The sequence below is a fragment of the Streptosporangium sp. NPDC049376 genome, assembly GCF_044466505.1.
GTDB lineage: Bacteria > Actinomycetota > Actinomycetes > Streptosporangiales > Streptosporangiaceae > Streptosporangium.
In genome coordinates, this window is sequence record NZ_JBITMT010000031.1 from 44246 (window position 1) to 63794 (window position 19549).

The following is a 19549-nucleotide window of genomic DNA, read 5'->3' on the forward strand; positions in this document are numbered from 1 at the left end:
TCCACAGGTGTGCACAAAGTTATCCACAGGAGTGGATAACCGGTACACGCCTCCCCGACACGGCGTCTGCGGGAACCGCTTTGCTGCCTCGCCTGATGGCCGGTACTCTATGCTGAGCCACTCGGCAACCAGGAGGCTTCGCCTAGTCAGGTCTATGGCGCCGCACTGCTAATGCGGTTTGGGTTTACCGCCCATCCGGGGTTCAAATCCCCGAGCCTCCGCCAGTGAAGGGCCCTCTCCCGATCTCAGGGAGAGGGCCTTTTTGATCTATGAGGGGCTTCTAGTTGTAGTTCTAGTTGCAACGGGGGCACAACGAAGGCTCAGGCCTCGCCCAGCGAGATCATGAAAGGAACCGTGCAGGTCACCTCGTTCGAGGTGATCGAACGGGTCGCCCAAGGGCTCCAGATGCCCGACAGCGCTCGCCTGGCTCTCGGCCTCGCCCACTCCACCGCACCGCAGGTGATCGGCAACGCCTCACATCCCGCCCCGGTTATCCCGCCTCGGGATGGAACGACGACAAGCAGCCTGCTTAGCGTGGAAAGCCCTGTCACTGTCGGCCAGAATCACAGCGCCGTCCCCTGGGACGCCGACGTTCTGACACTGGCCTGGATCGTGGGAAGGCTGGACGCTCACGTGGACCGCCGAACGATGCTCCTACTCGCCGCCGGGATGACGGCCGAAGCCGCGGCCAGTATCACTGACCCCTGGGACCGCCTGTCCCGGGCACTCACCGGCCCTCAAGCACTCGACGAGGACACCGTCGAACGCCTCGAAGCCCGCACCGTCGGCTTTCACCGCCTGGAGTACGTGCTTCCCGCCCGAGCCATCTACCAGGGCCTCACCACCCACATCACCGAACTGAGCAACCTGCTCCAAAGCGGTCCACCCGAGAGGTTCCGCCGACGTCTGGCCGCCACCGCAGGCGAAGCCGCCACCCTCGCCTCCTGGATCGCCTGGGACCTCAAGCAGCCCGGCCAGTCCCTGTCCTTCGACCGCGTCTCGACCCTGGCCGCCAAGGAAAGCGGACACCAGATCATCCAGGCGTGCACCCATGCCTACAAGTCATACGCCGTCCAAGGCCGCGCCGCTCACGAGGCCGTACGCCACGCCCAGCAGTTCCTGCCCGCCCACGGCGACGACGCCACCCGGGCCTGGCTGCTCAGCCGTCAGGCCGAGGAACTCGCCGCTCTCGGAGACCGACGCGCCGTCAGCCTCCTGCACCAGGCCGAAGACGCCTACAGCCGTGCCCGCCCACACCGCGAACGCGCCTGGACCCGCTTCCTGGACGCCGGCCGGATGGCCGCCTTCCACCTGTCCACCTACGTACGGCTCGGCGACGACCACCGGGTGATCGAGGCAGGCCAGGCCGCGTTGTCGGCCGTCGCCCAAGACACCGACCACAAGAAGGTCGCCGTCGTCTACGCCGACATCGCCCAGGCCCAACTCCAGATCGGCGACGTCACCGAAGGCGTCACCTACGCCCGCCGCGCCCTGGAATCCGCCCGGCGCAGCGAATCCACCTGGGGACTACAGCACCTCGCCACCGTCGAAAAGACCCTTGCCGTACAGAAGGACCAGGCCGCCCGGGAACTCCTGGGAGACATCACTTCCACCCGCCGGGCGCTGGGGACGTCTCCCGCCTGATCCACTCCAGATAGTCAGCCGTCCCGGCCACCAGGGGAACAGCGACGATCTGCGGCACCTCATAGGAGTGCAACTCCCGCACCCGCGCCGCCAGAGCCTCGAACCGGCCAACGGTCGTCATCATGACCACCAGCCACTCATCAGCACGCCGGATCTCCCCGGCCCACCAGTAGACCGACTCGATCGGCGCGACGACCTGAGCCGCAGCGGCCAACCGCTCCTCCACCACTGCCGAACAAATCCGCGACGCCTCCTCACGACCGCTGACGGTGACCCGAACCTCTGCACAATCCGAAGCGTTCCCGACCACGCTGCAACACTGCCGAATTGTTCTCATGGGTATCAAGCGCGGCGGCGCGGCGCGCCGCCGCACGGCCCGCCGCCCGAACGCCGCCCGAGCGTGCGGCGTGGGCGCCGGTCTCGGCCGGCGGCGGGACCGCGAGCCGCCCACCGCACCGCCCACGCGCCGTACGCGACCACCAGCCGCCGCACTGGGGCCACACCGCCGCCCACATGCAGCCCTTACGATCGCCTGGCGATAGCTGGTCTTTCCGCATAGTCGGGGGCGATCGACGATCCGGGACTTCGTTCCTCAGCCCCGGCTCACCGTTGAGCCTGAGTAGCCGTCAGAGCGCCTCGCGCTGTCCTAATGGGTGAACGATCCCCGCCCAGGGAGCCTGTTTATGCGTCTGAGCTGAACTTAACCGAGCACTCGTGGTTGCTTTTCAAAGCTAAGGATGAGGAGCAATCGTGGGGGTTCCCCCCGGAAAGGCTGCTCTCAAGTCAGCGGCAAAACGGTCCCATCCCACCTCTGGGTCTGGCTCCTGCCATAGGAACGGATCATCTTGAACGCCTACAGCCCACGTCAGATGATACAGGCCAGTATCTCGCATCCGCTTACACATTATTGCTGTTCGCCTCAAATAAGAGGCTCCCTGGAAGGCGGCGTCAGGTTCTCCGTAAGAAACAGATATACCAACAGGCTTGACACTTTCTGGGGTGATTCCCATAACGAAAACGTATGCACGCCTTAAGTCTCTAGAAAGAAGGCCCCGTGCTTCTGCTTGGCGCGCATCTTCGGCAACGCCAAATACTTCGTCGGCGCGATTATTAAGATTCTTTCCCTCGCTACCCTTCATGGTTTTATATTCAACTGCTAAGACTGGAGATCCTTGCTCTAGTACTAGCAGATCCCAGGCTTTTGATGCTCGATAGAATCCCGCAAGAGTGGTCTTCGATCGGCTGCTTACTATCTCTAGTCCTGTAGCTCCTGTTGATGCGACCTCATCTACAATGAGTTGATTTATGCCTGAGAGGTGATTTCCTGCGGTTACGGCAGCACGGTTTCCTGCTTGTGCCCGCCCCGAGGCCGTTGAGTCGGCCTTCTGTTTATCTCTTAGTTCCACCCAGCGTTGGAGTGCGGCGTCGATTCTTATTTTAGTTGCATAATCCAAGATTGGCTCTTTCTGAATTAAGTGAGCAAAAGTGGGCTAGCTGGGAATGCCCACATCTTGGAGATAGTGGATACGGCTGTTGATGTGGGCGGCGAAATGTTTCCAGTTCAACTCATCGATGGGTTCGCCAGGTCGAGAAGGATCCTCCGCTGAGGAGGTAAGGTAGCAGACGGCATCATAAAGGCGCTCATCCAAGAGGCGTTGACAAAAAACTGCAAAGCGCTGCTGGTAAGACTGGTTTTCCTTCCAGATCGGATCGACATCGAAAGCACCGATCTGAGGAGCTACAGGTCTACGGGAGCCTTCAGCATCCTGCATGATGAAGAAGTAGCCTAGCCAGGGCTTTTCTCCTGGAAAAGTATTGGCGAGTTCTGCGCGACGCAAGTCAACAGCACTGCCGAGAGCTTCCTCGACACGGTTGTTGTAGTTGTTGCCGAAAGAGGGGCCACCAAGAGCTTTGAGCTCGAACGCAGCTACTAAAGTGTTGTCATGAGCAATGACGACGTCCCACTGCTTAGATGGGCGATAGTAGCCGGGCAGCTCAAGCCGGTCACCCTTCTTGATGCGGATGGCACTAGGTGGGTAGCCGGCCTCGACGAAGAACTTCGCCAGTAGAGCTGCGATCGCGTCGAAGTGTTTGCCACCGCGTACCGACCCTGCAGTTCCTGCGCCTACGGCTTCAGCGATGGCTGAAGATTGCAGCTGAAGCTCTTTGGCTCCCCAGTAGGCAGCCATGGCCGCCTCGAAGTCGGTGCGTGTCACTGCCACCCGTGCGACCCCCTGGTCGTATCAGCTCGGCCATGCGATCAAGCCGTATATCTCTAGCGCGGCAGCGGTGGCGGCGTCAACATCGCGGGCCTCAAAGGCTGAGCTGAGCGCTTGCTTCTGCTCAGCTGAGAGCGTGTCAGGACGGGGGACCCGGATCCGACGTAGGTACTGGGCTTGGAAGCGTAGGGTTTTACCACGCATCTTAACGGCATAGGCTTCAATGAAGCCTTCAGCTACCTTGGACAGCAGAAGGCCGCCCAAAACCTTCAGATCCCAAGCGTCAGAGGTAATGAAGTACAGGTTATGGTGAGGGTAGTGGCCGCCTTCATCAAATACCGGATGACTGGTGAGCTTCATATCAGGAAACAGCAGTTTAGGCTGGCTGGTGAGAGCGACTTCGACTTTGTCGATAGTTTTGTACCAATTAGCTGGGTTTTTGCGGGCGATGTAGCGGCCCAACAGTGCTTGACGATGCTGGTTGAAATAATGCCTCAGCCGCGGATAGCGGGCAAGGTCCACGAGCTTGCCGTGCTCATCCCAGGGATTGACGAGATAGCGCTTTCCCCATTTGAGGGAACCGGTAGTGGTATCACGAACCATTGCAAGCGGTAGAAGGCGTTCCTCTTCAACGAGCTGATCGTCAGTAGTGATGAAGACTTTGTCGGCGCCCGTGGCTATACCAATGCCAATACGCACCCCTGAATCAGGGTCTCCGAGAGCCGGGAAACGATCAGAGAGACTTTCTAGAACTGCCAATCGGGCTGGTGATCCTTGTGGCCAGGAGTCGGTTCCAGAGAACCAGTGCGGCAGAAATGTCGCCTGGTACGAGCTATTAGCAAGTACGGTTGGCTGTTGTGGTCGGCGGGTCCAGTCGACGAGCTGCTTAGCCGCAGCTGGCCCGAAATCTTTGTTAGCGTCAGCGACTATCACTTTTTTCTGAGGTGCGCGACGCAGTATGGTGATTGCGGGATAGGCGGATACCTGTTCGTCGAATGCGTCGACGTCGTGCATGACGATGCAGGCATTCATCGCATAAGAGGTACTGATCAGATTGCGTAGGGTGCCGCCATATTGATTGCGCATCCATCGGTCGGCGCAGATGAAACCTAGCGCACCGCCGGGAGCGAGAGATCGCAGGGCGGCCTCATAAAAACCGATGTATATGTCCGATCGGCCAGTCATGGAGGGCCAGAGAGACCGATAGCGTCGCATTCGGTCCTCTGGCATGTCTTCAATACGAATATAGGGGGGGTTGCCAACGACAATGTCAATGTCGGTCTCCGTGGAGCGGAGGAGGTAGTCGCTTTGATGGATCCAAGCTGTAGCTATTTGATCAGCTATAGCTTTTCCCCACCCTTCTTGGTAAAGAATATCCCGTACTACGGTGCGGCTAGAGGCGACATTGCGCGCGAGTAGATCGAAAGCGCGGACCGAATTAACTGCATCAATGATAGGGCGATCATGCTTGCGGCAAGAATCACTGATTCTCTGAGTAATTACTGCAAGAAATGCACCTGTGCCGCAAGCTGGTTCGACTAGTCTTAGTTCTGAGAGATCTCGATCTTCGGAGTAATCAACAAGATCTAGGATCATTTCTACGACCCAGCGCCGAGTGAACACCTCCCCATGCTGATCGTTTCTCTCCGGGGTCTGTGCAAGGGGAGAGGGCGAGGATACATCGAGGTCAGACGGCGAGACGTTCACTCGCACACCTTAGCGGGTGGGTCCATGATCGGGGCTAGTTCAGTGCCGAACTTGTGTGACCTTCGCGAGCGGATGTCGCGCTCTACCAGCTTCAATGCCTGTCCAAGAGCACTGACTTTTCGGTTCGAAGGCTAGAGGCCCCCCAAAGATGATCTCGTCGAAGGTGATCTCGCTTAGCCGTGTGAAGTCGGCTGCTCCAGTTGATTGCGGGACGTTCAAGCGTTTCTCGTTTAATAGAAGCTGGTACATCCCATTTTTAGGGTAAGTGAGTTAGCTTGAGGAGGGCTTTCCTCTCGTCACCTGAATAGGATCGTTCCCATGGGTTTCTTTGAGTACTACCGAGCCGCCAATCGCGAAGCGGCCCTTGTTCGACCGGCAGCTTCCCGCGTGATCGATGAACCTCATGGGGCTACCGGCTTCGACGCTGTGGAGGCCAAGTGGATTGATCCGTTGGGAACCCTGAACAAGCTTGTGGCGCTCATCAGTGATGCAGATCTTTCTACGGATCTGGTCGGCATGGTAGCTCTGTATCCCCCACCGGAGGGGGCCCGCAGAGTGAGGAGGAGTGGGACGCCTTGCCGGAAGGTTCGCCCTACCTGGACGGGCCGAGTATTCAAGAGTTGTCGGTGAACGTGCGTGACCTGCTCGCCGGTGCTGACGGCGCACGCCTACCGGCCTTGACGGAGCGGTGGGCAGAGATCGAGGAGTTCTCACACTTCACCTCGGTCGACATGGAATACCTACTGTCGGTAGCTGAGAACCTGGTTGGGTTATCCCGTCGTGCGAAGGAGCATGATCAGCTGCTCTACTGCTGGATGTGCCCCTAACTGGAGTAGTCACCGCTGGATAAGGCCAGGGTGGTTGGTCGACTGGGGGAGGGGACAGCGAGAGTGCGATCGGTCGCTGGACGGACCTCCGGCCGCGTCTGCCGTGACGTGCAATATACGTGCAATGATCATGGTGGTGGGGGAGCCGTGAACATGCTGCGCACCAGGTCAGCGGCCATGTCACCCGAAGAACGGTCACGAGCTGTAAAACCGTCGGCTCAGCCTACGCAGGTTCAAGTCCTGCACCTGCCACCAGCCAACTGGCAGCTCAGAGGCCCTACGGGGCCTCTTTCGCTTTTCCGGGTCATGCAGCCGTGCGCCATCCCGCACCTGACTGTCGCCCACGGCCAACAGGCGCATGTGCTCGACGAGGCGGAAGCCGCGCTGACCGCACGACTGCCCATCACAGCCAACGTCACGTTGGTCAGCCTCTTCGTCAGCGACGGAGACCGCTGGCACTCACGTGCCGAGTTCCCGCTACTCGGATGATCTCTCCACCCGTACCTCATGGAAAAGATCGTCTCCGGCGGGGGCGCTCCGGCTCCGAGATGATCGCCGTTCGGGCCTGAGGTTCGTGGGTGGCTGAGGTGGGAGCCTGTTCATCCCGCCCACCATCGACCCGGGACAAGCCGAGCAGACCAGGGTCACGGGGCCAAGGTCGTTCCTGTGGTTGGGGGCTCCACCTCGTCCCCGTGGCCGGCCCGTTTCCCTTCGGGCGGGTCGAAGGCGGATGGGATGATCAGGCGGGCCGGGGTACGCACGTTGCGCGAGAAATACCAGGTCGTTGGCTGATCGTTGGGCCATTAGCGGGCCATTAAGAGGGGACGAGGGGCCCGCCACGGTCACTCAGGACCGGCTCGCTGCCCAGCTTAGGGTTCCAGTGGGCCATGATCGATGCAGTTCCCAAGCTGACAGCGCGGGTTCGATTCCCGTCATCCGCTCCACGCGCGAAGGCCCAGGTCAGGACGCTGATCCAGACTCGCACCTTGGTCATTTTAGGGCCATGTCCATGTCCCGTTGCGAGCGTTCTAACAGGCGGCACATACTGGTGGGGATGAAGTCAGCCAGCGGCGCGCCCCGTCGCCACCTGTCCACAAGTCCCTTCAAGCCCTCGCCCCCCGCCCCGCCTGCCGAGCGGTTCAGCGTGAACGACCAAGTGACCCATGATCGGTATGGTCTCGGCGTCGTCATCGCTGTAGAAGACGAGATCGCCGTGTTCGTTGATTTCGGATCGCGGCAGCAACGAATCACTACACCGTTCAACAGGCTGTACAAACTCTGAGACCGCTGTCATACGCGATACTCGCGGGCTGCCACTTGCCCAGGTCGGGACCACTGCCCCTGGTGACCGGACCGATTTGCAAGCAGGGTGTTAGAAGCTCGGGCTTTCCACATTCGTAGCGCTCTCTGTTTGATCAGCGACCTGCGGGCACCGGGACGTCTACCTTGCGGGAACGCCTCAAGACCGCGCTCCGCTTGATCAGGATCACTGCACTGATGAGCAGGGTCGCTCCTCCCGAAAGCACGGCGAGCATCGCCATGAAGGATTCACCGTCCGGATCGCCGACCCCGGAGGGGCGGCCGTCGAGCCATCTGGTCGTGGCCATCGCCTGTGTCATGACCAGAACCCCGAACGCGAAGGTGATCCCTCCAAGGACCAAGCCTGGAGGCGACGGCCGGGGGCGCTTGCTCCAAGGGCGAGCCTTTTACCGAGGTCATGCCGCCCGTGGCGGCGGTTCTCTAGTTGCAGTTCCAGTTGCAATCCCGCGCCGTCTCGCGCCGTTCCGAGTAGACCGTCCGCGTCCGTTGGTCCAGGCTGAACCGCTGTGAACGGCCAAGATCAGAGCTGCTAATGCGGTTTGGGTTTACCGCCCATCCGGGGTTCAAATCCCCGAGCCTCCGCAGTGACCAGGGAGTTCGTGAGAGATCACGGACTCCCTTCGTCATTTCAGCGATCACTTCGGCCTTCTGATGGCACATAGATGGCACAGGCGGTCAGATCCGGTTCCGGCGCGGCACGAAAGCGGCGATCGCCTGTGCGGCCTGCTCGGCGGGTTCCTCGGCCACCGACGTGTAGACGTCGCTCGTGAAGGCCGCGGTCGCGTGCCCCGGAATCTCGGAGATGGCCTTGGTGGGGACGCCGACGGCGAGCAGCATCGTGGCCGCGCCGTGGCGAAGGCCATGGAAGCGGACGGGCGGCAGGCCGGCCCGTGCCGTCAGGGCGCCGAACCGTTCGGAGACGCACTCGGGGCGGAGAGCGGAGCCGTCCTCCCAGGTGAAGACCCGACCGGAGTCCACCCACGCCTCCTCCCACGGAGGGGAGGTGCGGGGCCGCTCTTTTTGTGCCGAAGACTGCCCTCAGCCCCCAGATGATGTCGACCACCCGAACCACCTCGACCGCGTCGAGGATGAGGAAGGTGACGAATCCGCAGCCCTCGCCGAAGTCGGCACGCCGTACCTGTTCGTCGCCGGTGCCCATGGTGGTGAGCGGATCGTAGGGGCCGTCGCACACGTCGGCCATGGCTGCGACGAGCGCTCCGAGGGCGTCAACGAGGAAGCCGCCGAGTTGGCTGAGGGCCCGCTCGGACAGGTCAGGGCGGGGGGCACCGGCGGCGGGCCACCTCGGCCTTGAGCGCCTCCATCAGCGGCACGCCCTGCCCGGTCTTCGCCTGCTGGATCGCCTCGTAGTAGCCGGGCCTGGTCGTGGCGATGACAACCAGGTGCCAGCGGTGCAGCAGCCGCGCGAGGTCCTTGTAGCGGGCGACGTCGTTCCTGGCGGCCTCAACCGCCTGCCGGTACTGGCGCAGGAACCCCGGCCGTTCCCGGGTGGGTAGGTCACACAGGATCACCTGGGGGTCCTGCGGGCTGGGCGCTCATCAGGCCACCGTACCCACAAGAGGGATGTCGCGGAAAAGGCCTGGTCGTCCATCCTTGCGGGCCGGACGCCCAACTCGGTCTTCGCCGCTCCCGGTCCTCCTGCCAGACGGCGTCATCCTGGGCTTCCCCGAAGGATATTCATCCCTTACAGCCACCCGGAATCTGACAGGAGACTTGACGTCGTGCACGGGGGCAGCCATCTTCCTTTTGGAAGCTTTCTTAACAGTGCACCACCTTCGGGGGACCGTCCACGCACCAGCCAACATGCTGGAGGTCAGCACATGCACATCAGAAAGCACGCCGCGGCCTTGGCCGCTACCCTCCTCACCGCTGGCACGCTCCTCGCCACAGCGGCCCCCGCACACGCCGACCCCACCGACTGCAGGATGTTCAAAGAGAACGTGACCGCGACAGGCGGCACCGTTTACTACATCTGCACTGGTGGTACCGGCGGGTACGCCTTCGAGTACCGCGTCAAGTCGTCCCCCAACCCCGATCATGGCGGATGGAGCTATGGACGCACCGCCTGCGTGCCCGTCGGCCAATTCCTCGTCTTCGAGTATGTCTTGAATCAGCGAGAAGTAACGGCGATCGTCAACTGCTGACGCCAGGGCCGTGACCCTATCCCCGTCGGCTACCACAGGTCTGTCGGCGGGGATCCCAACACCCAGCAGGGGACTACGGCTGGACGCCTTCGAGGCGCGAGCCCGGCATGACCTGCTCATGTAGGTACTCATACACATGACCACCTTTGATCAAGATGGATGCCTCAACAGGACGTTCGTCATCGGAATACGCCGTCCTGAACTGCCGGACCACCGGGATGCTGGACGCCGTCTCCAGTGCTCTCGCCTCCTCTGTCGTCAGCGCCCTAGACGACGGCCGGTCTGCGAACCCTCGTAAGGGTGATAAGGACCTCAACGCAACACTGGTGCTGCTGTCCCCGGTCGACATGTCACGAACCCTCAGGGGTGATGAGAACAGGGGCCGGGCCGCGAGGGGCGGTTGATTGCGGGCCCTCTCAGGCTGCTGAGCCACCAGTCTGCTCTCACGACGCCGACGGCCGCAAGCGACGACGGGGATGCTTTGTTGGGAAAAGCCAGCGGATCAGCGGGCCGTCAACGGCGTTGGGGCGGTAGTTCGCCCACCGGTGCGGCGGTGTGCGTTCCGCCGCTCGTGCAGCGCCACACGGCGATCTCGTTCTCCAACTCGGCGAGCAGGCACCGATCGTGCACCGGGCAGGCGGGCCACATCTTCCACGTCGCCTCCACGACCACGTCCTGGGTGGCGTCGGCCACAGACTGGAGCACCTGTTGGGCGTCCCCGCCGGGCCCGAGGCCGCTGCCATGGCAGATGCCCCGGAACTCCACCCGTGCCAGACTCATGGCGCCCCGGTCGGGAACGACCATCCGAAGCGTCCCGGTGATCCCCGCGGCGCGGACATCGCGCTCCACGACCTTCAGCGCCTCCTCCAGCGGAACCAGCAGGTCCGGTTCCAGGGCGAAGGTCGGCGCGAAGCCGATGTCGTCGAGGAAGGCCTTGCCCAGCCGAGCCAGGTCGGCGTCCGTCAGCTCGGCGGCGGGGCGTTCGAGGAGCTCCCGGGTGACGGAAGTGGGCACGTCCCACTCCTCCACCAGGCGGGCCAGCTCGACGAGAGGCCCGGCGTCGAGACCACCGTCGCGCAACGCCGTGTAGACGCGGACGCTCAACTCCTCGACGGCCTGGTCGAGCTCATCGTCCTGCTCGTAGGGATGCATGCCGCAGCGTCTCCCGCCTCGCATATCCCGGCAAGCGAGATTTCACCCATCGCCGTTGAATATCGGTGATCTCTGACGTCATCCTTTTCGCCGGCCGGAGCACAATCCTCGGTCGACGTTCGACACGCATCCGCTGATCTTCACGCTGCATCAGGGAATCAATGGTCACCAGTATTTCGGATCGCAGCACAGGGTGTTCAGAGCCGTTCAGGGGACCACACATGCCCTCTGACCTGGGTTGAACCGTCTGAACGGCCTGAGGGCGATCTCCGAGAAACCGGGCCGGGCCATGTCGGACCGGCCGGTGAGTCGCTGGACGGGCTGGGTCCCTCATCGCGCGGCAGTCGCAGCATCTCCCGGCGCACCGGACTGGCCGGGACCGTGAAGATTGGATCCTCGGAGTCCGTACGGCCGACGCCGATGACTCAGCCATCGGCGGAAACCGGAGTGACCGGCCCAAGGACAGGAGAAAGCGAGGGCGTCGCCTTACCGGGATCGACAGAGATGCCGCCACGGTGATGGCCATGGGTGTACGGCACCGCGCACTGAGCGATCTCGTACGAGGCGTGGGCGGTCTGGTCGGCGAACGCGGCGGTGAGAAGGCCGTCCCACCCCCGCCGGTCCGCAGGGCGCGCTGGCTCCGCCGGTCCGCGACGGTAGGGACGTCCCTACCGTCGCGGACCGGTCCGCCTCCCCCCTTACTGTCTCCCTGGCGGGATCGTTCGCCGAGGTCTGCCCTCCTAGCGTTGTGACCAGCGCCGACGTGGCGCGAGAACCTACCGGGAGAACCTCCTCATGCGCACCACCCCGTCCAAAGCCGCCGCCGCTCTCGCCCTCGCCACCACGGGTCTGGCTCTCTTCTCCGTCCCGGCGCATGCCGGGCAGAAGCCCGCCCCGAGCACCACGGCCTCGCTCCAGAGGTCGATGGACGCGATGGTGCGTACCGGTACCGCGGTCGGAGTGCAGGCCAGGCTCAGCGAGGGAGACCGGCAGAGGGTCCTGCGCTCGGGAACGGCCACGGTCGCCGGCGGGCGTCCCGTACCGACCAACGGGTCGTTCCGTATGGGCAGCGTCACCAAGGCCTTCGCCTCGGTGACCGTGCTGCAGCTGGTCGGCGAAGGCCGGATCGGACTGGACGACCCCATCGGCAAGTATCTGCCCGGCCTGTTGCCGCGCGAGAACGACATCACCGTACGGATGATCCTTCAGCACACCGCCGGGATACCCGATTACACCAGCATGAAGGAGTTCCCGACGTCGGGTGACGCCTACCTGAAGCTGCGCTTCAACCGGTTCACCGACGAGGGCATCGTGAGGACCGCGCTGACCAGGCCGCTGGACTTCGAGCCCGGCGCGAAGTTCTCCTACTCCAACACCGGCTATGTGGTGGTCGGGATGCTGATCAAGGCGGTGACCGGCCACAGCTGGCAGAGTGAGGTCACCGAGCGCGTCATCAAGCCGCTGGGGCTGCGCGGCACCTCGGCGCCGACGTACTCCACGACCATCCCCGGGCCACACGCCCACGGATACCTCAACAAGAGCGACGGCGAGTACGTGGACGTGACCCGGCTCAACCCGAGCATCGCCGGCGCCGGGGGAGCGATGATCACGACCACGGCGGACCTGACGACCTTCCTCAACGGCCTGGTCACCGGCAAGCTCCTCAAGCCCGCCCAGTTCACCGAGATGAGGAAGACCGTTCCCATCAAGATCCAGCCGGGGGACTACGGCCTCGGCCTGATCTCCATGTCCACCTCGTGCGGGCGGAAGGTCATCGGTCACAACGGGGGCATTCCGGGCTATCTCACGAGCGCCTTCACCACCCTGGACGGCCGCACGAAGATGGCCCTCTCCGTCAACCAGAAGCAGTCCCCGGCCGACATGGCCGCCTTCAGCAAGATGATCGACTCCGCCTTCTGCTCCTGAGGGGGCGCGGCCCGGTCTCGGTCGAGAATGATCAATGGGACCGGGGCCGGGAAGGAGCGATTGACGTCAACGCCTCCGTGCCGTGTCGCCCGTCCGTTCATGTGGTGAAGGAGAACCCGGCCGCGAGCCGACTCCTTCCCGGCGTGCGCTCACATCGAGGCGCGCCATCCCGAAGGATCATGCGATGGTCGTCCTCATTCGCGGCGCCATGTCATCTGGCCGGGGAAACTCATGCACCACGTCCGTCGGCGCAACCTACGTCGCCGTCGCTGTCGCGTAGGGAGTGGATCATGCTCCGCAGGATCAGGAACGCGGCTGACTGCTCGGTCTCGGTCAGGCCGGCCAGCATTCTGACCTCGACGGCCCGGACCGCCACGGTTGCCTTCTCCAGGCTCCGCCGGCCGCGAGGGGTGAGCCGTGTGGGAAGGACCTTCCCGACGGGAGCCTCCGCGGGCCTGGTCACGTAGCCGTCCCGTTCCAGGGCCTGGAGCAGCACGTTCATCGACTGCCGTGTCACGAACGCGCCCCGCGCGAGCTCGGAGTTCGACAGGCCCGGTCGTTGGGCCAGCAGTTCGAGGCAGGAGTAGTGCGTCACGCTCATCCCGAGCGGCCGTAGCACCTCCTCCATGGCCACGCGCAGGGCGCTCGAAGCCTCTTTCAGCAGGTAGCCCAGTGATTTGTCCAGGTCAACGCCGGGGCCGTTTTGACTCATGTCAGAATTCTGACATACATTGCTCCGTGTCAGGAATCTGACACGGAGAGAAGGAGCACCACCATGCCCGTCACCGGCCCCGACTTCATCTCGCTCCAGGCGCGCGACCTCGACGCTTCACGGGCGTTCTACGAGCGGTACCTCGGCCTCGTCCGCTCGCAGGCCGGGCCGCCGCACGCCGTCGTCTTCGAGACGAAGCCGATCGCGTTCGCGCTCCGCGACGTCGTTCCCGGCACCGATCTCGCGTCCGTCGCCCGGCCCGGCATCGGCGCCGCGATCTGGCTCCACGCCACCGACGTCCAGGCCATCCACGACGCTCTCGTCGCCGACGGTCACACCGTCGTCTCCGCGCCGATCGACGGCCCCTTCGGCCGGACGTTCACCTTCGCGGACCCCGACGGTTACCACGTCACCCTCCACGACCGCGCCTGACAAGCCGAACCGGCCTCGGACCGCGTCGTCACGGACCGGGTTCCGCACTCCGGAGACGACCGGCCGCTCAGGGGTTACGGTTACCGAGAAGCTCCGCAGACGACCGGCCGCTCAGAGGTTACCGAGAAGCTCCGGAGACGGCCGGACGCTCAGGGGTTACCGAGAAGCTCCGGAGGCGGCCGGCGCTCAGACGCCGCCCGGAAGCTCCGCCTTGAGGCGGTCGGCGATGTCGGCTCTCAGGGCCTTCTTGTCGATCTTCCCGACCTTGGTCCAGGCGAGTTCCTCGACGACGACGAGCCGTTCGGGAAACTTGAAGCGGGCGACCTCCGCGCTCTCCATCTGCCCGCGGATCTCCTCCAGAGTGACCGTCTCCCCGGCCCGCGGCACGACGTACAGGCACACGCGTTCCCCCAGCAGGGGGTCAGGCATGGCCACGGCGGCGACCTGGCTCACCGAGGGGAGCTGGTACACGAGGTTCTCGATCTCCTCGGCGGAGATCTTCTCCCCGCCACGGTTGATCATGTCCTTGTCGCGGCCGGCCACCACGAGGTCGCCCTCGGGCGTGCGCAGGCAGATGTCACCCGTACGGAACCAGCCGTCGTCGGTGAAGGAGCGGGCGTTGTGCTCCGCCGCCCGGTAGTACCCGTGAGGCGTGTACGGCCCGCGGGTGAGCAGGAGCCCGGCCTGACCGTCTGGCAGGTCCCGGTCCTGCTCGTCCACGATCCTGATCTCGTCAAAAGGCGACAGGGGACGGCCTTGCGTGGTGCACACCGTCTCGGCGGGATCGTCAAGGCGGGTGAAGTTGAGCAGCCCCTCCGCCATGCCGAACACCTGCTGCAGCGTCGCCCCGAGCACGGGCTTCACCTTGTACGCCAGCTCGTCCGCGAGGCGGGCGCCGCCCACCTGGATGACCCGCAGACTGGCGAGTTGTCCGGCACCGTGTTCGGCCGCCTGCTCCAGCCAGCGGCCGGCGACCGCGGGCACCACCGCGGTGTGCGTGACGCCTTCCGCCGCGATCGTGGCGAAGGCCCGTACCGGCTCGGGCGAGGGCAGCATGACCACCCGCCCTCCGGCGAGCAGTACACCCAGGATCCCCGGGCAGGCGAGCGGGAAGTTGTGCCCGGCGGGCAGGCTGACCAGGTAGACCGACTCCGAGGTGACCCCGGCGACCTCGGCGCTGGCCCGGGCGTTGTAGGCGTAGTCGTCGTGGGTGCGGGCGATGAGCTTGGGCATGCCGGTCGTGCCCCCGGAAAGGAGGAAGAGGGCCACGTCCCGGGAGGAGGGAGAGGGCATGTCGAAGCCGGTCCGGTCGGTCGGCGGGCCGCACAGGCTCCGCAGGTCCACACTTCCGGGTTCGATGTCGTCCCCGGCGACCAGCACCCGCCATCCGGCCCCGGTGGCGGCGCGTACGTCGGCCGCGAGGTCGTGGGCGAGCCGTTGGTTGTCGAAGTCCTTGGTCCGGTCGGGGACGGCGATCGCCACGGCCTCGGAATGGACGGCCAGATAGGTGAGTTCGGCCCGGCGGTGGGCGGGCAGCGCCATCACGGGCACGACGCCCGCGCGCAGGCACGCCAGGAGAAGGACGACGAACTCCCACGAGTTGCCCAGCTGCATGACGATCCGCTCGCCCCGGGCGATGCCGAGGCCACGCAGGCGTACGGCGGCGGCGTCGGCGCGGTCGGCCAGCTCGCCGTAGGTGAGGCGGAGCCCGGTGCCGTCGGTCAGCGCCGTGGCGTCCGGGGCGCGGTCGGCGACCTCCCGCAGCAGGGTGCCGATCGCGGCCCCGGCCCAGAGGCCCTCCTCGGTGAAGCGGGTGACGTCGGCCTCGGGCCAGGGCACGGTGTGCTCAGTGATCGGGGTGGGCATCGTCGGCCTTCCTGGTGAGGATGACGGCGTCAAGCGCGATGAGACCTTGTGGCGTGAGCCGTAGCGGATTGACCTCGATCTCCTCCAGGAGCGGATTGGCGACGAGCAGGTCGCCGAGCCTGGAGACGATCGTGCCGAGGGCGTCGGAGTCGAGGACGGGGCCGCCGCGCCACCCGGAGAGCAGGGCCCGCCCGGCCAGTTCGGACGGCATGCCGGCTGCCTCGCCGGGGGAGACCGGGGCGAGCCTGATGGCGACGTCGGCCAGGGCTTCGGCCACGGTGCCGCCCAGCCCCACGAGCACCACGGGTCCGAAGACGACGTCGCGTCGGGCGCCGACCATCAGGTCGATCCCGGCGGGCGCCATGGCCTCGACCAGGTAGCGGCGCGCGCCCGCCGCGTCCAGCTCGTCGAGTGCGGCGTCCAGGTCGGCGTGGGAGGACACGCCCAGGTGCACGCCTCCGATCTCGGTCTTGTGCAGGACGTCCGCGTCCAGCAGTTTCACGGCCACCGGAGCCCCGACGAGGTCGAACGCGGCGTGGGCCGCGGCCCGGTCGGCGCAGGCGTGGCGTGGCATGGTCGCCACACCCAGCTGTTCGAGCAGGTCCTTACCCGCGTTTTCGTCATATCGGGCGGCCAGGCCGGTCGGCGCCGCCCACGGGGTGGAGACGGCGGGGCGGGCCGTACGCGCTCGGGCGTCGGCCAGCAGCGCGGCGGTGGCCGCGGCGACGCCACGGGCGTCGTCGACCACGGCGACGCCCGACTCGCGCAGGGCTCGGCGGTCGCGGACGACCTCCTCGCCCACGCCCGCCAGGCCGAGGACGACGGGGACGTCCGCGGTCATGCCGTTGGTGAGCGCGGCGACGACGTCGACCGCGTCCGGTTCGTGCAGGACGTAGCCCGCGAGGACGTCGACGCCGGGATCGGCGCCGACGGCGGCGAACACCGCTCCCAGCTCGGGTCCGGGACGGCCGGTGTCGACCGGGTTGCGCTGGAAGGTCAGCGGTGGCAGCAGCCCCGCCAGGGTCTCGCGGGTGCCGGGGGTGAGCTCGGGCACCCGGATCCCGCGTCCTCGCAGGTCGTCGAGGAGCAGCAGGCCGGGACCCGCCTGAGCGGTGACGACGCCGACCCCCGGGGCGGCGTGGGGACGGCCCCGGGTCACCGCGAGCGCGCCGACGGCGTCGACGAGTTCGCGTTCGTCGTCGACGAGGACCGCGCCCGCCTGGGCCAGGGCCGCGCGCGTCGTGCGCCACGAGGTCGCGAGCGCCCCGGTGTGGGACTCGGCGAAGGCCCCGACGTCGTGACGGCCGACGACCAGGGCGACGACCGGCCGGGTCGCGGTGAGGCGGCGCACGCTCGCGACCAGCCGGGGACCGTCCGCCACCGACTCCACGTGCAGTGCGACGGCGGCGGTGCGGGGATCGTCGGCGAGGTGGTCGAGGACGTCGGGAGCCGTGACGTCGGCCCCGTTCCCGAGGCCGACGGCGAGGCTGACGCCGTGCCCCGCCTCGGTCAGCGCGAACGCCAGGGCGTGGTTGACGCCCCCGCTGGCGGCGACGACGGCGACGGCGCCAGGTGCCACCCGGTGGGCGCCGGGGACGAAGCTGGCGGTCACCCGCGCGTGGGGAGCGAGGAAGCCGCTGGTGTTCGGGCCGAGGAGCCGGAGGCCCGAGTCCCGGGCGATGGCGCCGAGCCGTCGCTGGTGCCCGACTCCGGCGCCGCCCGCCTCGGCGAACCCCCCGCCGCACACGACGGCGGCTCGCACGCCCGCGGCGGCCGCCTCCGCGAGCACGTCGGCGCAGGCCGCGGCGGGGACACAGAGCAGGGCGAGGTCGACGGGTCCCGCTGCGGCGGCGGCGCCGACGGACGGGTACATGGTGTCGTCGCGCGCGTTCACCCGTGCCAGGAATCCGTCGAAGCCGGACAGCGAACGAGCCATGGCGGCGCCGAGTTTGCCCGGGTCGCGGGAGGCGCCGACGACCGCGATGCCCCGGGGGGCGAACAGCGGGCCCAGCGGGCCGGAATCGTTCACGCGAGCACTCCGACCAGGTCAGCGCGGCCGGAGAGCACCGTGGTCAGTGCCCGGTCCCGGTCGTGATCCCGCTCGATCAGCAGCGCGGGAAGTCCTGTGCGCATCCGTACCTCCTCGCACAGCCGGGTGCGGGTCAGAGCCGTGCCACCGTGTACGGCGACCAGCACCGCGCCGGTGGTGAGGCCGGACAGGTGGGGCAGGTCGGCCTCGTCGTCCGGCGCCTCCAGCAGGGCGCCCCACGCGCCGGGCAGCGGAACCGTGGAGAGCGGCAGATCACTCTCCCCCCGGACGGCCGTGGGGGCACCGTCCGCTCCGGCCACGACGTCGAGCAGCCGGCCGGACGCCGACCAGCCGGTCACCTCGAAGCGCGTCTCCAGCGGGTCGGCGCCGTGCAGGTCCCGCCACCGGCGGTGGGCCGAGTCGGTGAACCGCGGCGCACGCCTGGCCAGCCGTGCGTCGGAGATGCTGCGGGACATGAAGTGGTAGGCGAACTGCCACGGCTCAAGGGCGTCGTGGTAGTCGCCGAAGTTCTCCCACCAGGCGAGACTTGGCCGCGCCGAGTCCTGGATGCGCAGAACCGGTGGCTTGGCCGTCCGTTCGTAGCTCGCGAGGGCGGCCGCGAGGTCGCCCGGGTTCCCGACCAGCGCCCGCGAGAGCGCGACGGCGTCCTCCATGGCCATCTTGGTGCCGGAACCCACGGAGAAGTGCGCGGTGTGTACGGCGTCGCCGAGCAGGACGACGGGCCGTGGGGCCAGCGCGTACCAGTGGCGGGTACGGCGCGTGCGGAAGTTGCCCCATCGGGAGTTGTTGGTGAGCAGCCGTCCGCCCTCGATCTGCTCGGCGAACAGTTCCTCCAGGTACTCCTTGGAGCGCAGGTCGCTCGCCCCGGGGGGTTGGTTCACGTCGAACGCGTCGAGACCGGCACGCCGCCAGGAGACCTCGTCGGTCTCCACGATGAACGTCGACATGGTGTCGGAGATGGGATATCCGTGCACCGCGAAGACGCCGTCAGGGCCGCGTTCGTGGACGAAGGTGAGCCCGTCGAAGAGGTGGTCGGTGCCGAACCAGATGAACTTGGCCGAGGCGGTCTCCACCTGTGAGCCGAGGCCGGGACCGAGCGCTTCGCGGATCCGCGAGGAGGCTCCGTCGGCGGCGACCACCAGGTCGTAGCCCGCCAGGTCGTCCAACGTCACCTCGGTGGAGAAGCGGAGGTCAGCCCGGACGGAGCGGGCGCGTTCCTGCAGGATCAGGAGCAGCGTGCGCCGGACGACCGCGGCCATGCCGTTGCCGCCGCACCTGATCCGCTCGCCCTTCAGCCGGACCTCGATGTCCTCCCAGTGCCTGCCGTGCTCGGCCAGGGCCTCGCGCAGCACGGGGTCCGCCTCGTGGATCGCCTCCAGGGTCCGGTCGGAGAAGACCACCCCGAAGCCGAAGGTGTCGTCGGCGCGGTTGCGCTCGAAAACGGTCACCTCGTACGACGGGTCCGCCTGCCGGATCAGTGCGGCGAAGAACAACCCGCCGGGGCCGCCGCCGACCACCGCGATGCGCATGGC

Annotated in this window: 16 protein-coding genes, 1 tRNA gene and 1 pseudogene; 6 read left to right on the top strand and 12 right to left on the bottom strand. The window is 66.0% G+C overall.

Annotation, left to right across the window (positions count from 1 at the left end; all coding sequences use genetic code 11):
- Positions 1-131: 131 nt before the first annotated feature.
- Together ACIBVQ_RS38345 and ACIBVQ_RS38350 are read left to right on the top strand one after the other, a co-directional pair.
- Positions 132-224, top strand: a tRNA-Ser gene (locus ACIBVQ_RS38345).
- A 424-nt stretch (positions 225-648) separates the two neighbouring features.
- The gene (locus tag ACIBVQ_RS38350) at positions 649-1644 is read left to right on the top strand and encodes an XRE family transcriptional regulator (protein WP_399183737.1); all 996 of its coding nucleotides are present in this window, start codon (positions 649-651) and stop codon (positions 1642-1644) included.
- Here ACIBVQ_RS38350 and cutA read toward each other — a convergent pair.
- From cutA to ACIBVQ_RS38370, 4 genes are all read right to left on the bottom strand, one after another.
- Complete coding sequence (gene cutA / locus ACIBVQ_RS38355; RefSeq protein ID WP_399183739.1) at positions 1604-1981, bottom strand: divalent-cation tolerance protein CutA; 378 nt, start codon at positions 1979-1981, stop codon at positions 1604-1606. The genes ACIBVQ_RS38350 and cutA overlap by 41 nt on opposite strands.
- A 394-nt stretch (positions 1982-2375) precedes the next feature.
- Entirely contained in the window at positions 2376-3098 is a 723-nt protein-coding gene (locus tag ACIBVQ_RS38360; RefSeq protein WP_399183741.1) for a PaeR7I family type II restriction endonuclease, read from the bottom strand.
- Positions 3099-3134: 36 nt separating this feature from the next.
- Complete coding sequence (locus ACIBVQ_RS38365; protein WP_399183743.1) at positions 3135-3866, bottom strand: PaeR7I family type II restriction endonuclease; 732 nt, start codon at positions 3864-3866, stop codon at positions 3135-3137.
- 21 nt (positions 3867-3887) lie between these two features.
- On the bottom strand, positions 3888-5570 hold the full coding sequence (locus ACIBVQ_RS38370; protein ID WP_399183745.1) for an Eco57I restriction-modification methylase domain-containing protein: 1683 nt from the start codon (positions 5568-5570) through the stop codon (positions 3888-3890).
- A 1881-nt stretch (positions 5571-7451) separates the two neighbouring features.
- Here ACIBVQ_RS38370 and ACIBVQ_RS38375 point away from each other — a divergent pair.
- Entirely contained in the window at positions 7452-7679 is a 228-nt protein-coding gene (locus tag ACIBVQ_RS38375; protein ID WP_399183747.1) for a hypothetical protein, read from the top strand.
- Positions 7680-7812: 133 nt separating this feature from the next.
- On the opposite strand, the gene ACIBVQ_RS38380 is transcribed toward ACIBVQ_RS38375, so the two are convergent.
- The 3 genes and pseudogenes from ACIBVQ_RS38380 to ACIBVQ_RS38390 all read right to left on the bottom strand — a co-directional run.
- Positions 7813-8016: a hypothetical protein gene (locus ACIBVQ_RS38380; protein WP_399183749.1), complete on the bottom strand. Its 204-nt coding sequence runs from the start codon at positions 8014-8016 to the stop codon at positions 7813-7815.
- A gap of 376 nt (positions 8017-8392) precedes the next feature.
- Entirely contained in the window at positions 8393-8695 is a 303-nt protein-coding gene (locus ACIBVQ_RS38385; RefSeq protein WP_399183751.1) for a tyrosine-type recombinase/integrase, read from the bottom strand.
- 293 nt (positions 8696-8988) lie between these two features.
- Positions 8989-9252, bottom strand: a pseudogene (locus ACIBVQ_RS38390) (DUF6247 family protein); the annotation flags it as partial.
- Positions 9253-9555: 303 nt separating this feature from the next.
- On the opposite strand from ACIBVQ_RS38390, the gene ACIBVQ_RS38395 reads away from it, so the two are divergent.
- Positions 9556-9879, top strand: a complete 324-nt coding sequence (locus ACIBVQ_RS38395; RefSeq protein ID WP_399183753.1) for a hypothetical protein — start codon at positions 9556-9558, stop codon at positions 9877-9879.
- 513 nt (positions 9880-10392) lie between these two features.
- Here ACIBVQ_RS38395 and ACIBVQ_RS38400 read toward each other — a convergent pair.
- On the bottom strand, positions 10393-11031 hold the full coding sequence (locus tag ACIBVQ_RS38400; protein ID WP_399183755.1) for a hypothetical protein: 639 nt from the start codon (positions 11029-11031) through the stop codon (positions 10393-10395).
- A 795-nt stretch (positions 11032-11826) separates the two neighbouring features.
- Here ACIBVQ_RS38400 and ACIBVQ_RS38405 point away from each other — a divergent pair.
- Positions 11827-12957, top strand: a complete 1131-nt coding sequence (locus ACIBVQ_RS38405) for a serine hydrolase domain-containing protein (RefSeq protein ID WP_399183757.1) — start codon at positions 11827-11829, stop codon at positions 12955-12957.
- Between the two features lie 229 nt (positions 12958-13186).
- Here ACIBVQ_RS38405 and ACIBVQ_RS38410 read toward each other — a convergent pair whose 3' ends face one another.
- Entirely contained in the window at positions 13187-13669 is a 483-nt protein-coding gene (locus ACIBVQ_RS38410) for a MarR family transcriptional regulator (RefSeq protein ID WP_352014831.1), read from the bottom strand.
- A gap of 63 nt (positions 13670-13732) precedes the next feature.
- On the opposite strand from ACIBVQ_RS38410, the gene ACIBVQ_RS38415 reads away from it, so the two are divergent.
- Complete coding sequence (locus ACIBVQ_RS38415; protein WP_352014830.1) at positions 13733-14101, top strand: VOC family protein; 369 nt, start codon at positions 13733-13735, stop codon at positions 14099-14101.
- A gap of 186 nt (positions 14102-14287) precedes the next feature.
- On the opposite strand, the gene ACIBVQ_RS38420 is transcribed toward ACIBVQ_RS38415, so the two are convergent.
- The 3 genes from ACIBVQ_RS38420 to ACIBVQ_RS38430 are packed head-to-tail and all read right to left on the bottom strand — an operon-like array spanning position 14288 to position 19546.
- The gene (locus tag ACIBVQ_RS38420; protein WP_399183759.1) at positions 14288-15967 is read right to left on the bottom strand and encodes a (2,3-dihydroxybenzoyl)adenylate synthase; all 1680 of its coding nucleotides are present in this window, start codon (positions 15965-15967) and stop codon (positions 14288-14290) included.
- Positions 15948-17996, bottom strand: coding sequence for an acetate--CoA ligase family protein (locus tag ACIBVQ_RS38425; protein ID WP_399183761.1), 2049 nt, complete (start codon positions 17994-17996; stop codon positions 15948-15950). Before ACIBVQ_RS38425 ends, ACIBVQ_RS38420 begins: the two co-directional genes overlap by 20 nt.
- On the bottom strand, positions 17993-19546 hold the full coding sequence (locus ACIBVQ_RS38430) for an FAD-dependent monooxygenase (RefSeq protein WP_399183763.1): 1554 nt from the start codon (positions 19544-19546) through the stop codon (positions 17993-17995). The genes ACIBVQ_RS38425 and ACIBVQ_RS38430 overlap by 4 nt, the downstream gene beginning before the upstream one ends.
- Between the last annotated feature and the right edge of the window lie 3 nt (positions 19547-19549).